Annotated in this window: 12 protein-coding genes; 5 read left to right on the top strand and 7 right to left on the bottom strand. The window is 70.9% G+C overall.

Annotated elements, in window-relative coordinates:
- Positions 1–70: 70 nt before the first annotated feature.
- Entirely contained in the window at positions 71–1,279 is a 1,209-nt protein-coding gene (locus H295_RS0131640; RefSeq protein WP_020139359.1) for a S8 family peptidase, read from the bottom strand.
- A 277-nt stretch (positions 1,280–1,556) separates the two neighbouring features.
- On the opposite strand from H295_RS0131640, the gene H295_RS0131635 reads away from it, so the two are divergent.
- Complete coding sequence (locus H295_RS0131635) at positions 1,557–2,351, top strand: SGNH/GDSL hydrolase family protein (RefSeq protein ID WP_020139358.1); 795 nt, start codon at positions 1,557–1,559, stop codon at positions 2,349–2,351.
- Positions 2,352–2,358: 7 nt separating this feature from the next.
- Here H295_RS0131635 and H295_RS0131630 read toward each other — a convergent pair whose 3' ends face one another.
- The 4 genes from H295_RS0131630 to H295_RS0131615 all read right to left on the bottom strand — a co-directional run bounded on the left by H295_RS0131630 (position 2,359) and on the right by H295_RS0131615 (position 8,946).
- Positions 2,359–3,939 (bottom strand): serine/threonine-protein kinase, encoded by a 1,581-nt coding sequence (locus H295_RS0131630; protein ID WP_020139357.1) that lies wholly within the window; start codon positions 3,937–3,939, stop codon positions 2,359–2,361.
- A 57-nt stretch (positions 3,940–3,996) separates the two neighbouring features.
- Positions 3,997–5,778 carry a sulfite exporter TauE/SafE family protein gene (locus H295_RS0131625; protein ID WP_020139356.1) on the bottom strand — a complete coding sequence of 594 codons (1,782 nt, stop codon included), beginning with the start codon at positions 5,776–5,778 and terminating at the stop codon, positions 3,997–3,999.
- Positions 5,775–7,229, bottom strand: coding sequence for a tetratricopeptide repeat protein (locus H295_RS0131620; RefSeq protein WP_020139355.1), 1,455 nt, complete (start codon positions 7,227–7,229; stop codon positions 5,775–5,777). Before H295_RS0131620 ends, H295_RS0131625 begins: the two co-directional genes overlap by 4 nt.
- 184 nt (positions 7,230–7,413) lie before the next feature.
- Positions 7,414–8,946: a DUF4331 domain-containing protein gene (locus H295_RS0131615; protein ID WP_199788640.1), complete on the bottom strand. Its 1,533-nt coding sequence runs from the start codon at positions 8,944–8,946 to the stop codon at positions 7,414–7,416.
- A gap of 207 nt (positions 8,947–9,153) precedes the next feature.
- On the opposite strand from H295_RS0131615, the gene H295_RS0131610 reads away from it, so the two are divergent.
- The 3 genes from H295_RS0131610 (at position 9,154) to H295_RS0131600 (ending at position 10,913) form a co-directional block, all read left to right on the top strand.
- A complete protein-coding gene (locus H295_RS0131610) occupies positions 9,154–9,696 on the top strand; it encodes a sigma-70 family RNA polymerase sigma factor (RefSeq protein ID WP_020139353.1) in 543 nt (180 codons plus the stop codon).
- Positions 9,693–10,517: an anti-sigma factor gene (locus H295_RS0131605; protein ID WP_020139352.1), complete on the top strand. Its 825-nt coding sequence runs from the start codon at positions 9,693–9,695 to the stop codon at positions 10,515–10,517. Before H295_RS0131610 ends, H295_RS0131605 begins: the two co-directional genes overlap by 4 nt.
- A 126-nt stretch (positions 10,518–10,643) precedes the next feature.
- The gene (locus tag H295_RS0131600; protein WP_028809926.1) at positions 10,644–10,913 is read left to right on the top strand and encodes a hypothetical protein; all 270 of its coding nucleotides are present in this window, start codon (positions 10,644–10,646) and stop codon (positions 10,911–10,913) included.
- Between the two features lie 201 nt (positions 10,914–11,114).
- Here H295_RS0131600 and H295_RS0131595 read toward each other — a convergent pair whose 3' ends face one another.
- Entirely contained in the window at positions 11,115–11,897 is a 783-nt protein-coding gene (locus H295_RS0131595; RefSeq protein ID WP_020139350.1) for an ABC transporter permease, read from the bottom strand.
- Positions 11,894–12,832, bottom strand: coding sequence for a daunorubicin resistance protein DrrA family ABC transporter ATP-binding protein (locus H295_RS0131590; RefSeq protein ID WP_020139349.1), 939 nt, complete (start codon positions 12,830–12,832; stop codon positions 11,894–11,896). The genes H295_RS0131595 and H295_RS0131590 overlap by 4 nt, the downstream gene beginning before the upstream one ends.
- Before the next feature lie 63 nt (positions 12,833–12,895).
- On the opposite strand from H295_RS0131590, the gene H295_RS0131585 reads away from it, so the two are divergent.
- Complete coding sequence (locus tag H295_RS0131585; RefSeq protein WP_020139348.1) at positions 12,896–13,609, top strand: TetR/AcrR family transcriptional regulator; 714 nt, start codon at positions 12,896–12,898, stop codon at positions 13,607–13,609.
- Positions 13,610–13,621 lie beyond the last annotated feature (12 nt).

Genomic DNA, 13,621 nt, shown 5'->3' with positions numbered 1-13,621 from the left:
GACGGGCACAGGGGTGTTCCCCGGGGGCGCAAAGAGCCTCCGGGGAACGGGACTTCAGGAGTTTCAGGACCTACGGGACGAGCTTGAGGAGCTTGTTGGGCGAGCCGCTGCCCGGGCTGGTGACCGCGTTGGACGTGGCGCCGTTCACCAGTGCCGTGGCCACCTGGGCCGGGGTGGCCGAGGTGTGACCGGCGAGGTAGACCGCGGCCGCGCCCGCGACGTGCGGGGTCGCCATCGACGTACCGGAGATGGTGTTGGTCGCGGTGTCGCTGGTGTACCAGCCCGCCGTGATGGAGGAGCCGGGGGCGAAGATGTCGAGCACCGAGCCGTAGTTGGAGTAGCTGGCCCGGGCGTCGGTGCTGGTGGTGGCGCCGACGGTGATCGCCTCGGTGACGCGTGCCGGGGAGTAGGAGGAGGCGTTGGCGCTGCTGTTGCCCGCCGCGATGGCGTAGGTGACGCCGCTCGCTATGGAGTTCCGGACGGCGGTGTCCAGGGTGCTGGACGCGCCGCCGCCGAGCGAGAGGTTGGCGACCGAGGGGCCGGAGTGGTTGTTGGTCACCCAGTCGATGCCGGCGATGACGCCCGCGGTGGTGCCGGAGCCGGCGTTGTCGAGCACGCGCACCGCCACGATCTTCGCCTTCTTGGCGACGCCGTAGGTGGAGCCCGCGATCGTGGTGGCCACATGGGTGCCGTGGCCGTTGCCGTCGGCGGCGGTGGTGTCGCCGTCGACCGCGTCGTAGCCGTAGGAGGCGCGTCCGCTGATCTGGCTGTGGGTGATGCGGACGCCGGTGTCTATGACGTACGCCGTGACGCCGCTGCCCGCGCTGTCCGGGTAGGTGTACGTGCCGGACAGCGGGAGCGCGGCCTGGTCGATGCGGTCCAGGCCCCAGGGGGCGCTGGACTGGGTGGTGTCGGCCAGGTGGACGGTCTGGTTCTGCTCCACGGCGGCCACCGACGGGTCGGCGGCGAGTCTCTTCGCCTCGGTCGCCGAGAGCATGGCGGTGTAGCCGTTGAGCGCGGAGCCGAAGGTCTTCCCGACGGTCCCACCGTACTCCTTGATGAGCCCCTTGCCCTCGCTGGACGCGGCCTTGAAGCCCGCGTTCTTCTTCAGCGTGACGATGTAGCTGTCCTTGACGGCTGTGGGGGAGCCGGCGGCGAGGACGGTGCCCTCGGCCGGGGCGGCCTGGGCGGGCAGGGCGGTGAGCCCGCCGACGAGGGCGGTGGCCGCCAGGGTGGTTGTCGCGGCGAACCGGAGCTTCTTGCTACGCAGTTGTGCCATTACGAGGGAGTCCTCCTCATGGGCGACACGCGCCTGGGTCGGGCGGGTGTCCGTGGGGGATGCGCGCGTGATCGCGCACACGGCCTGGAGCGTCGCGTTCCGCTCCCGGCTGAGGTAAAGGCTGGGTCATCCACACGTAAAGAACAAGGGAGTTGAGGAGGAGTCAACAAATCTGTCATGTCCACGAAATCAATGCCGTTTTTGGCATGGACACTTCCCGCCGGTACGTCTGCTTGCTACGACAGATGTGGCAGAGATCCTGCTAAAGGGAGGTTCCATGAGACGTTCCCGATTTGCCGCGTACGTCGGCTCACTCCTCCTCGCCCTCGCCGCCGTCCTCACCGGGACGGGCACCGCCCACGCCGCCACAGGCCCCTATGCGGCCCTCGGGGACTCCTATTCCTCGGGCGTCGGTTCGGGCAGCTACATCGGTTCGAGCGGCGACTGCAAGCGCAGCACGAAGGCCTACCCCTACCTCTGGGCGGCCGCGCACTCACCCTCGTCGTTCGCTTTCACGGCTTGCTCGGGCGCCCGTACGGGTGATGTTCTGGCGAGTCAGCTGACCCCGCTCAACGCCGCCACCGCTCTCGTCTCGATCAGCATCGGCGGCAACGACGCCGGCTTCTCCGACGTCATGACGACCTGTGTGCTCCAGTCCGACAGCGCCTGCCTGGCCCGGATCAACACCGCGAAGGCGTACGTCGACGCCACGCTCCCGGGCCAACTGGACAACGTCTACTCGGCGATCGCGTCCCGGGCCCCCAACGCCCACGTGGTCGTCCTCGGCTATCCCCGCTTCTACAAGCTCGGCACCACCTGCCTCGGCCTCTCCGAGACCAAGCGGAAGGCGATCAACGACGCCGCCGACTACCTCGACACGGCCACCGCCAAGCGGGCCGCGAACCACGGCTTCGCCTGGGGTGACGTCCGCTCCACCTTCACCGGCCACGAACTCTGCTCCGGCAGCGCCTGGCTGCACAGCCTCAACCTGCTCAACATCGGCGAGTCCTACCACCCGACCGCGGCCGGCCAGTCCGGCGGCTACCTCCCGGTCCTGAACAGCGCGGCCTGACCGCCCCTCACGGGGACGCAGTGGGGGAGGCCTCGTCGCTGCCGGACGGGGTCTCCGTCACACAAGTGAGGGAGAACGGAACGGAGTTGGAGGTCTTCTCGACCGGGTCGCGGACCTCCACGCTGACGGTGTCCTGGAAGGTCCCGCTGTCGTCCTGGGTGGTGATGAACCGCCGCTCCTGCTGCGTCTTCCCGCCCCCCGCGGGGAACGTCAGCGTCTTCCAACTCCCGTTCACCGAACCGTTCTTCGACACCCAGCGGTAGGTCACCGTCGCCGGGACCCGCCCGACCCCGAGCGTGACCGTGAAGGTGGGGGCCGCCGACTTGTCCGGCGGACAGCTGCCCGTGTAGTCGGTGTTCGAGCCGCTCAGGGAGACGCTCACCGACTGCGGCGGGGGCGCACTCGTGGTCTTCTCGCTCGGGCTGGGGGTCGGACTCTCCTCAGCCGTATTGTCCGTCCCGGTCGGCGCGGGCGAACTCACCGTCGAACCGGGGTCCTTGGCGGTCTCCCCGTCCTTGTCGCCGTTGTCGCGGTTCAGCAGCGCGTACGTCAGCCCCGCGATCGCCAGCGCGAGGGCCAGCACACCCGCGACCAGGACCACCCCCGCGCGGCGGTTGCGCTCGGGGGGCATGGCGGTGGCGACGGGGGTGGACGTCGGTGTCGGCACAGGCCGGTACGGGGTCGTCGGCGGCTCCTGCGGGAAGGGCGCCGCGATCGTCGGGGCGTACGGCCCCGCCTGCACGGCGTCCGCCCCGGGCGTCCCCCCGGCCGCGACGACCCGCAGCTCCTGCTCGGCCCGCTCGGCCGGCAGCCGCTGGGCCGGGTCCTTCTGCAGCAGCCCCTCGATGACGGGGGCGAGCGGACCGGCCCGGTACGGCGGCGGCAGTTCCTCGTCCACGATCGCGCGCAGGGTGCTCAGCGGGGTGTTCTGCCGGAAGGGCGAGTTCCCCTCGACCGCGGCGTACAGCAGCACGCCCAGCGACCACAGGTCGGACTCCGGGCCCGGGGTGCGGCCCAGCGCCCGCTCCGGGGCGAGGAACTCGGGCGAGCCGATGACCTCGCCGGTCATCGTCAGCGCCGAGCTGCCCTCGACCTGGGCGATGCCGAAGTCGGTGAGCACCACCCGGCCGTCGTTCGACAACAGCACGTTGGCGGGCTTCACGTCCCGGTGCAGCACCCCGACCTCGTGCGCGGAACGCAGCGCGGAGAGCACCTCGGCGCCGATGTGGGCGGTCCGCTGCGGGTCGAGCGGACCCTCCGCGTCCAGCAGTTCGGCCAGCGAGACACCGCGCACCAGCTCCATCACGATCCACGGCCGACCGTCCTCGGAGGCCACGTCGTACACCGTCACCACATTGCGGTTCGCCACCCGCGCGGCCGCCCACGCCTCGCGCTCCAGCCGGGCGTACAGCCGCTCGACCTCCTGCGTCGCCAGGCCGTGCGGCGCGCGCACCTCCTTGACGGCGACCTCGCGGTGCAGCACCTCGTCCCGGGCACGCCACACGGTTCCCATGCCGCCCTCGCCGAGCGGGGACAGCAGGCGGTAGCGGCCCGCGATCAGTCGCTCACCGCCCGGTTCTTCGGACACGGCCGTCCCCCACTTCGTACTCCGCTCGACTTCGCATGATTTCTTCACAAAAGTAGCTCAGCCGAGTGCGGATGCCGCCCCCTTGAGCACCAAACCAGCCCCAAGAGCCACGACGACGAACGCGGACATCAGCGGTGCGGTCCTGCGCACCAGCGCGGTCAGCGGGCTCGCCGCCAGGCGGGGGCGCCGGTCCAGCATCCGTGTCACTCCGCTACCCAGCCTGACGACCGCGAATCCGGCCGCGGTCAGGGTCAGGGCGAGTCCGACGCCGTACGCCACCACGAGCAGCAGTCCGAACCAGGCCTGCCCGAGCGCGGCGGCGCCGACGAGCACGACGACGGCGGAGGGGCTGGGCACGAGCCCCCCGGCGAAACCGAGCAGGATCGTGCCGCGGACGGTGGGGGCGACGGCGTGGGTGTGGGTGAAGCCGCCGTGGGTGTGTTCGAGGGAGTGGTTGTGGGGGTGCGGGTGGTCGTGACCGTGCTCGTCGGAGTGGGTGTGGTCGTGGTCGTGGTCGTGGGTGTGGCTGTGCCCGTGAGGGTGGTCGTGGGTGTGGTCGGAGGCGTGGGTGTGCGTGGGGGCGGGCGCGTGGACATGCTGGTGCGCCTTCGCCGTCGCCGGGGTGGTCTCCGTGCGGGCGGCGACCAGGACCAGGGAGCGCTCCTCGGGCTCCTCGGCGGCGGGCGTGTGCGGGTGGTCGTGCGGGTGGTCGTGGGAGTGGCCGTGCGGGTGATCGCCCTCGTGCCCGTGCCCGTGCCCGTGGCTGTGATCGTGCTGGTGTCCGTCGCCGTGCCCGTGCTGGTGCCTACGGGTGCGCAGGGCCCGGCGCAGCAGGGTCACCCCCGCCGCGGTCACCATGAGCCCGCTCGCGATGCCCAGCCAGGCGATCACCGAGGGTGCCGCGGCCGAGCCGGCCGTGACGAGCAGGCCGAGGGCGACCACGCCGAGGGTGTGGGTCACCGTCACGGACGCGGCCAAGGGCAGGACGTCCCTCATCCGGGCCTTGCCGCCGCGGGCCGCGGCCACCGCCGCCATCAGGGTCTTGCCGTGACCGGGAGCGAGCGCGTGCATCGCACCCAGGACGACCGCGATGAGCAGGGCGAGCGCCGCGAACCCGACGGTGAGGTCGTGACGGGCGACCAGGGAGTCCAGGGCACGGGTCCAGCGGTCGGCGCCGCGGGGCAGCACGGAGGCGGCGGGAGCGGCCGTCTTCTCCTCGGCGAGCGCCGGCCCGCCGGGCCGCACACGCACCGAGGCGGTCACGGTGTCCGCGGGGGAGGACAGCAACTCCTGCGGATACGTGGTCAGTTCCTTCGAAACCGACTTCACGGGCACGTCCGACCCGGTGAGCGTCATCCGGTCGCCGCGCGCGGTGATCTCGCGCCAGCCGGGGCCGGAGTCGGTGCCCGCGCTGTGGAAGCCCAGGGAGACGGAGGCCTCCTTCGGCAGCGGGGCGGTCAGCCGGCACTCCACCCGCAGGGTGTTCAGACCGGCCTGTCCGGGACGCAGGCGGGCGTGGCTGCTCCTGACGACGAGGTCGGCCGGGTGGCCGTCGACGGTGACCTTGGCACCCTCCGCCGCCTTCCGGCAGCGCTGGGCGGCCCACTCGGTGGTGCCGAGCCGCTCCAGGTCCGGCTTGGCCTGGGTGGCCGGGATCTCGGCGAGGTCCTCGACGTGGTCGACACGCAGTTGGCCGGGGGCGGCCACGAGACCGTCGTAGCGGTTGACGGTGAAGTTCCCGAGAGGGTGCGCGCTCGCGCTGCCGGAAGGGAGCAGCGCGAGCGCACAAGCCGCCGTCAGGACGGCCGGGAGGGACACGAACAGACGGCGGAGCTTCAACGGGCCATCTCCTTCAGTGCCTTGCGGGCCTCGCGGGCACCGAGCGGGGAGAAGCCGGGGTTCAGCTTCAGGGCGGAGGTGAGGTGGGTCCTGGCGTCCTTCTTGTCGCCCACGGCGAGCTCGATGATCCCGCGGTGGTAGCGGAAGGAGGCGTTGCGGTAGCCGGTGGCGGTGGCCTGTCGGGCGTACGGCAACGCCTCCTCGTCGCGGCCGTTGACGTGCAGGGCCCAGGCCAGCGCGTCCGCGGTGTGCACGGTGTGCCGGCGGGCCCACTCGGCGCGGGCGGCGCGCAGGGCGGAGGCCTTGTCGCCGTGGTCGGCGGCGGCCAGCGCGGTGTCCAGGTCGGCGTTGACGCCGTTGGCCCGGGCGAGGGCGATCCAGGCGTCGACGAGCGCGTACTGGTCGCGCGCCCTGGCCTTGTCCCCCTCGTCGCCCCGGTCCTCGTACAGCTCACCGAGTTCGACGAGCGGGCCGGGCAGCGGATACCGGGCCACGACGGCCTCCATGCCCTTGATCGCGGCCGCGCGGTCCCCGCTCGCCGCCTGGGCGCGCGCCCTGCCCTCCAGGGCGGGGAGGTAGGTGTCGTCGGCGGCGAGAGCGCGGGCGTAGTCGGTCAGCGCGGTCTTGTAGTCGCCCTGGTTCCAGGCGAGTTGACCCAGCGCCGCGGCCACGTACGAGATGTCTCCCGGGGTGGTCGCGGTGGACAGGGCCTGCTCCAGGACACGGCGGGCGGTGCTGACGTCGCCGCGCAGTTCGTGGACGTAGGCGTAGCGGGTGAACACGGGGATGCCGGGCCGCCGTGCGTCCGCGAGGTCGGCGGTCTTCGACGCCTCGTCGTAGCGGCCCAGTTCGACGAGAGCGTCGATCCGGGAGGACAGGGCGCGCTCGCTGTAGGGGTTCTGCCGGAGGGTCCGGTCGGCGTAGGTGAGGGCGTCCTTGAAGTCGTGCCGGGCGGCGGCGAGGGCGGCCATTCCGGTGAGGCCCTGCTCGTTGTCCGCCGACAGCTTCAGCGACTTCCGCAGGGCCTTCTCGGCCTGCGGGTACCGCGACGGGTCGCCCTTCGTCCGCGCCTGCTCGACGTAGGCGAGGCCCAGGGTGGCCCAGCTGCCGAAGTCCTTGGGCTGGGTGCGGAGATGGGCCTGGATCGCCTTGATCCCCGCGTCGAGGTCCCCACTGGCCATGAGCCCGGGCGAGACCGCCGACGAGGAACTGGCCACGGTGGCGGCACCGCCGTCCCGCAGCGCCCCGAAGGCGATCGACCCGCCGGTCAGCGCGACCGCCAACAGTGCGGCGCACCCGGCAAGTTGAGCGGCCCGCCAACGCCGCCCGGCCGCGGAGACCCGCCGCACGGCGGCGACCTTCGGGTCCTCGGCCGCAGCGGTGGGTTCCACGTCCTCCGACGTTCCGCTCTGCTCGTCCTCGGCTGCGCTGTCGGTCGTAGACCCGGACATGGCCCTCTCCTGGTTCCTGATGCGTTCGTGATCGTGTACTGCGCGGCGCGGCCTGCACCGTGGGGGATGAGTAGCGCAGGCCGCGCCAGTAAATGGGGGTGCGGTGTGGGCTTTTTAGGGGCGCGGCGAACTGCGCGACCAGCCACAGCGAACCCGCACCCGCCAAACCACAGGCCGAGGCACCTTAGTAGGCACGCCTCCGCATCCGCCGCCACCACATCAGCGCCGCCCCGATGAGCACGATCCCGGCCGCACCCGCACCCGCGGATCCCGCGATCAGGGACATGTTGTTCGACCCTGAGCTCCCCGCGGGGGAGAGCGCGTCACCCAGCTGGTTGCGGACGTCGTTCCCACCGGACGTCCCCTTGGCCAGCGGCCCACGGGAACCCTCCGTCGGCAGCGCCAGGTACGGGAAGGACTTCTCGAAGTCCTTGTCGTTCTTGTCGACCGCGTCGCCCAGGTCGTTCTTGGACCCGACCAGCTCGCCCTCGACGACCTGGAGCGAGGCGTCGATCACGTCGTCGGTGAGCCGACGGCCGTTCGGGAATCCGGCGTTGTCGCCATCAAGCACACCGAGCCGCTTCGGAGAATCGGTGGGCTTGATGGACGTGTTGAGGCGCAGCTCCTCCGCGGGCCGCACGTAGGGAGGCTGGTTCAGCCCCTTCACTCCCTTGAGGAACACGTCCACGAGGTCGTTGCGAGGCTCCTTCGGGGCGGGGATCTTGTAGATCGCCTCGATGAGCTTCGGCAGTTCGGGGTTGGTCACGTTCTTGAGGAACTGCGCGTCGTCCGTGGGCTCGGACGCGTTGAACTTGTCCTTGTCCTTCAGCGGGTTGACGACCTCGTTGACGAGCGGGTTCCCCAGGCGCGAGACCTGGGAGTAGTAACCCCGGGCGTTCTTGCGCTGGGTCGTCGACCAGATGCCCACGACCGGCTGGTGCGAGGACTCGGCTATGACGTCGTTCGGCACCTGGAGGGCGATCGAGTTGACGTTGTAGCCCTTGAGCGTGTCGTTGCCGACCTCGCTGAGGTTCCCGCCGTACAGCAGGTCGAAGACGCGCAGGTCCGCGAAGAACGGGTCGTCGGCCTGGCCGGCGAAGGCCGTCGCGTCGCCGGGAAGCTTGTAGACCGCCTGGTCGCGCAGCTTCTCGTAGTTCGGCATGGACGCCTTGCCGACGTTCGACGGCGCCACCGGGATGTCGTCGGCGACCTTCGTCTTGTACTGGACCCGGCCGTACTTCAGCCGGAAGAGCTCGATGTCGTACGTCTGCGTCACGTTCAGGTCCGGGTCGTGGAGGCTGTCGACGACACCGGTGTTGTACAGGAACGACTTCTTGTTCTTCACGTGCGTCTTGAAGGTGAAGCGGTACAGCAGGTCGCCCTGTCCGTCACCGTTGTTGTCGACGTGGATGTCGTACTGCGCGTCCTCGGCGAACTGGTAGAAGTTCGGGCCGCCTCCGGGCTCCTCGAACGGGATCCAGTTGGCGATGATCGTCGTCGTGTCCGGCTTGTCGGGGCTGACGAACGCGTACAGGTCGGTGTTGTCGTACTGCGGGGTCCCCGAGATGAGCGGGGCCTCCCGGTGGCTCGAGGCGGAGGCCGCCCCGGGTTCCAGCGTGGCCACACCGGCGGCTGCGAGCCCGCCGGCGGCCAGCGCACCACATACGAGGGTCGCGAGACTCCTGCGTCCCGAGCCGCTCCTGGAGATAGGTGTCATGCCGTCCGTCCTCAGTCCAACTTGCCTGACGCCCGGTGATTCGGAACGGGGGGCGGGCCGGATTGGTCGAATCTCAAAACTTCTTTTCTGCTGCTCGACCCGCGTTTTCGGCGATCTGATCCGTAACCCCATCCGGAGGTGTGTTCGTTGCGAATACCTCGTGGGACGGGACGGCCCAGGTGCGGCTTTGCGGGAGGGGGCGACGAGTTGGAGGCGGACGAGCTTCTGGTGCTCGTGGCGGGCGGAGACCAGAGGGCTTTCGAGGAGCTCTACGGGCTCGTGGCGGGACCGGTGTTCGGGCTCGTACGGCGCGTGGTGCGTGATCCGGCGCAGTCGGAGGAGGTGTCACAGGAAGTGCTGCTGGAATGCTGGCGGTCGGCCGCCCGGTTCGACCCGGGCCGGGGCAGCGCGCTGTCCTGGATCCTCACGCTCGCGCACCGCCGTGCCGTCGACCGGGTGCGCAGCGCCCGCGCGGCCGGTGAGCGCGAGCAGCGCGAGGCGCGGCGGGCCCACCACACGGCCTTCGACCAGGTGACCGAAGAGGTCGAGGCCGGCCTCGAACGCGAGTGGGTGCGCCGGTGCCTGGAGCGTCTCACCGAACTCCAGCGCCAGTCGGTGACCCTCGCCTATTACGACGGGTACACCTACCGTGAAGTGGCTGAGCGGCTGTCGCTGCCGCTGGGGACGGTGAAGACGCGCATGCGTGACGGACTGACCCGCTTGCGGGAGTGCCTGGGAGGTGTGGCGTGAGTCTCTTCCGCCGGGAAGATCTCCACTCCCTCGCGGCCCCCTACGCCCTCGACGCGCTGGAGCCCCCCGAGCGGGCCCGGTTCGAGCGGCATCTCAAGGGCTGCGACAGCTGCGCGGCGGAGGTGCGTGCCCTGTCCGAGGACGCCGTACGGCTGGCGTGGTCGACGGCCGCCCCGCCGCCGGCCGCGATGCGCGACCGGGTGCTGTCCGCCGTGCGGACCATCCCGCAGCAGCCGGCCGCACGGCCGGAGCCGGTGCGGTCCCGGCCGGAGCCGGCCCGGGCCCGCAAGTCGCAGCTGCCCCCGCATGTGTGGGGCGCGCAGCCGCCGCCCAGGCAGCGTCGGCGGCGTCCGCTCTTCGTGCCCTTCGCGACGGCCACCGCGGCCGCGGCGCTCGTCGTCGCCTCCCTGTTCGCCGTCCAGGCCCACCGGACCCAGGACGAACTGGACGCCCAGAAGGCGCAGGCCAGTGAGATCGCCCACGTTCTCCAGGCCACGGACGTGCTCGCGACCCGGGGTCGGGACGCGCAGGGCCGGAGCATCGCTGTGGTCGCCTCCGCATCGGAGGGGCGCGCAGTCGTCACCCTGAGCGGGTACAGCGCGCCCCCGAGCGGCCGCGTGCGCCAGTTGTGGCTCATGCGCCCCGACGAGCAACCGCGCTCCCTGGGGCTCTTCGCCGCCGACACGCCCTTGGTCGCCACCGGACTCGACAAGTCCGCAACATCACTCGCTGTGACCGTGGAGCCCGACGGGGGATCACCGCAGCCCACTACTCAGCCGGTTGTCCAACTCGCCCTGAAATCTGTTGGATTCGGAGAGTAATCATGGAGGGGTCGTCAACGCCCTTGCGGGGAAGGTGAATCCTGTGACGCCGATACACGTGTGCCTCGACGGGGCGATAGGGTTACCCTGCCCGGGCCGGGTGGACTCGTACGGGTGGGGAGTGACATGGAACAGATAACAGTGCGCAGGGCGAGGGTCCCTGCGATCACCTGCGGGAGCAGCGCGACCAGTTCGCGCCTGGACCGCCATCTCTCGGTGCTGTCGGGACCGGCTGTCCCGCAGCGCGAGGCGGCCGAGGCGACCTCGCTGATGCGTGAGCTGACCGCGCGTGACACCACCAAGCAGGAGCGCAGCGACCGGGGCGCCCGCGTGCGTCGCGTCTCGCTGTTCGCGCCACTGCGCCGACTGCGCCGTTCGCTGTTCGGCGGGCACTGAGCCCCAGCCGCCCGGGTTCGTGCTGCGATCCTGCCCGTCATCCCCACGGCATGCAGCACGATCCAGGTGAGTGAACCGGGCGAGGGGTGGGTCCCACCCCCGGCTCGGCCCACCCCGTACGCGCACCACCTTTGGCATGCACGTCTCCGAGGTCGGCCCGGACCCCGGCAGGGCCCGAACTCTCCTCCCGGCAAGAGGCGTTCAGCCCTCTCCGCGGCCGTACCGCCGCACGGCGAGCGGTGCGAAGACCGCGAGCAGCACCGCGCACCACAGCAGTGACCCTGCGATCGGATGTGCCACCGGCCAGGCGCCCCCCTCCGGCACCGGCGCGTTCCCGAACAGGTCCCGCAGGGCCGTGGTCACCGCGCTGATCGGGTTCCACTCGGCAAGGGTCCGCAGCCACCCGGGCAGGCCCTCGGTCGGGATGTAGGCGTTGGACAGCAGCGGCAGGATGAAGGTGGCTCCGCCCAGCTGGCCCGCGGCCTCCTCGTTGCGGGTGAGCAGCCCGAGGAAGATGCCCACCCAGGTCGTCGCGAACCGGAACAGCAGCAACAGCCCCACGGCGGCCACCGCTTGCAGTGCGGATCCCTCGACCCGCCAGCCCACGGCGAGCCCCACCAGCAGGAACGGCACCAGCCCTGCGGCGCTCACCACGACATCCGCGACCGACTGCCCCAGCGGTACGGCGGCCCGGCTGATCGGCAGGGTCCGCAGCCGTTCCGTCACTCCCCGGTGGACGTCCTGGGCCGCCTGGAACATCCCGGTCATGATCCCGTTCGCCGCCGTCGCCACCAGCAGACCCGGCACCAGGTAGGACCGGTACTGTCCGCCCGGCATCGCCAGTGCGCTGCCGAAGACATAGCCGAAGAAGAGCAGCATGGTGATCGGCATGGTCTGGGTCAGGACCAGCAGCCCCGGGTTGTTGCGCACCCGGCGCAGCTGGCGGCCCAGCATCGCGGTGCTGTCGTAGGCCGACATGCTCATGCGGCCACCTCCTCGGTGAGTCGCAGGAACACTTCGTCCAGGGTCGGCGGCCGGATGCTCGCGTCGAGCAACGGCACACCCGCCGCGTCCAGTTCGCGCACCAGCCGGGGCAACGTCAGCGTGGTGTCCCGGGTGGTCGCGCCGACCGCGTTGCGCTCCTGCTCGAACGACGGTTCCCCACCCGTGAGTTGCCCGAGCACGGCGGCCGCACCCGCCAGGATGCCGGGGTCCGCGACCACGATCTCGACATGCGCCCCCATCAGGGCCTTGAGGTAGGCCGGCGAACCCGTGTGCGCGACCCGCCCCTTGTCCACCAGGGCGATGTCATGGGCGAGTTGGTCGGCCTCCTCCAGGTACTGCGTGGTCAGCAGCACCGTCGTGCCGTCCGCGGTCAGTTCGCGCACGGCGTCGTGGATGAGGTTGCGGCTGGCGGGGTCGAGGCCGGTCGTCGGCTCGTCGAGGAACAGGATCTCCGGGCGGCGGACCAGGCTCGCCGCCAGGTCCAGCCGGCGGCGCATCCCGCCCGAGTAGGTGGCGGCGGTCCGGTCGGCGGCCTCGGTCAGCCCGAAGCGGTCGATCAGCTCGGCGGCCCGCTCGGCCGGCCCCCGCACCCGGTGCAGCCGGGCGAACAGCACGAGGTTCTGCCGTCCGGTGAGGTCCCCGTCCACCGAGGCGTACTGCCCGGTGACGGCGATGGAGCGGCGGACCGCCTCCGGCTCCCGGACGAGGTCGTGTCCGGCGACCCGGGCCGAGCCCGCGTCCGGCCGCAGCAGCGTGGTGAGCAGCCGTACGGCCGTGGTCTTGCCCGCCCCGTTGGGGCCGAGGATGCCGCAGACCGTGCCCTGGGCGACCGCGAGATCGAGGCCGCGCAGGGCATGGACCTCCCCGAACCTTTTTTCCAGACCTTCACTAAGTACAGCGTACGTAGAAGTCATGGCAGGACCATAGCGCACTACGTACGCTGTACGTAACTAGGATGGTGGCCGAGGTGATGACCGATGGCGGGCCGAGCGGCCGTACCCGAAGTGATCTGGGCTCGTCCCGAACGGACCGGGCGTGGGCCCAAACCCGCGTTCACCAGGGCGGACATCGCGGCGGCCGCGGTGCGGCTGGCCGACGCAGGCGGGCTGGACGCGGTGTCCATGCGGCACGTCGCGGCCGAACTGGGCTGCGGCACGATGTCGCTGTACAACTACGTCCCCCGCAAGGAGGACCTGTACGAGCTGATGGTGGACGCGGTCAGCGGGGAGCACGACCTGTTCGAGCCGACGGGGGACTGGCGGGCCGACATGCTCCGCAACGCGCGCCAGACCAAGACGCTCATGCACCGGCACCCCTGGATGGTCCGGCTGATGTCAGGGGTGTACGGCTTCAGCCCCAACGCCCTGCGCTACCTGGAGCACTGCCTCGCCTGTCTCGACCCGCTGGACGCGCCCTACGGCACGAAGATCGAGCTGGTCGCGATGCTCAACGGGTGTGTGACGACGTATGTCTCGAACGAGCTGTCCACGGCTGAGCGGGTGCGGTCGCTGCCGTGGTCGGAGGAGCAGGAGAACGCGGTGCGGATCGCTTATCTGGGGGGTCAGGTGGCGTCGGGGGCGTATCCGAGGTTGGCGGCGTCGTTCATGGAGGACTCGGGGCCGATAGATCTCGATGCGGTGTTCGAGAGGATGCTGGGGCGGGTTTTGGACGGGTTTTCGCCGCGGGGGTGACTGTTGCGGCCG

The organism is Streptomyces sp. 351MFTsu5.1, from assembly GCF_000383655.1.
GTDB classification, from domain to species: domain Bacteria; phylum Actinomycetota; class Actinomycetes; order Streptomycetales; family Streptomycetaceae; genus Streptomyces; species Streptomyces griseorubiginosus.
Note: the sequence above shows the minus strand (reverse complement) of the source record. Positions and strands in the feature narration are given on the sequence as shown.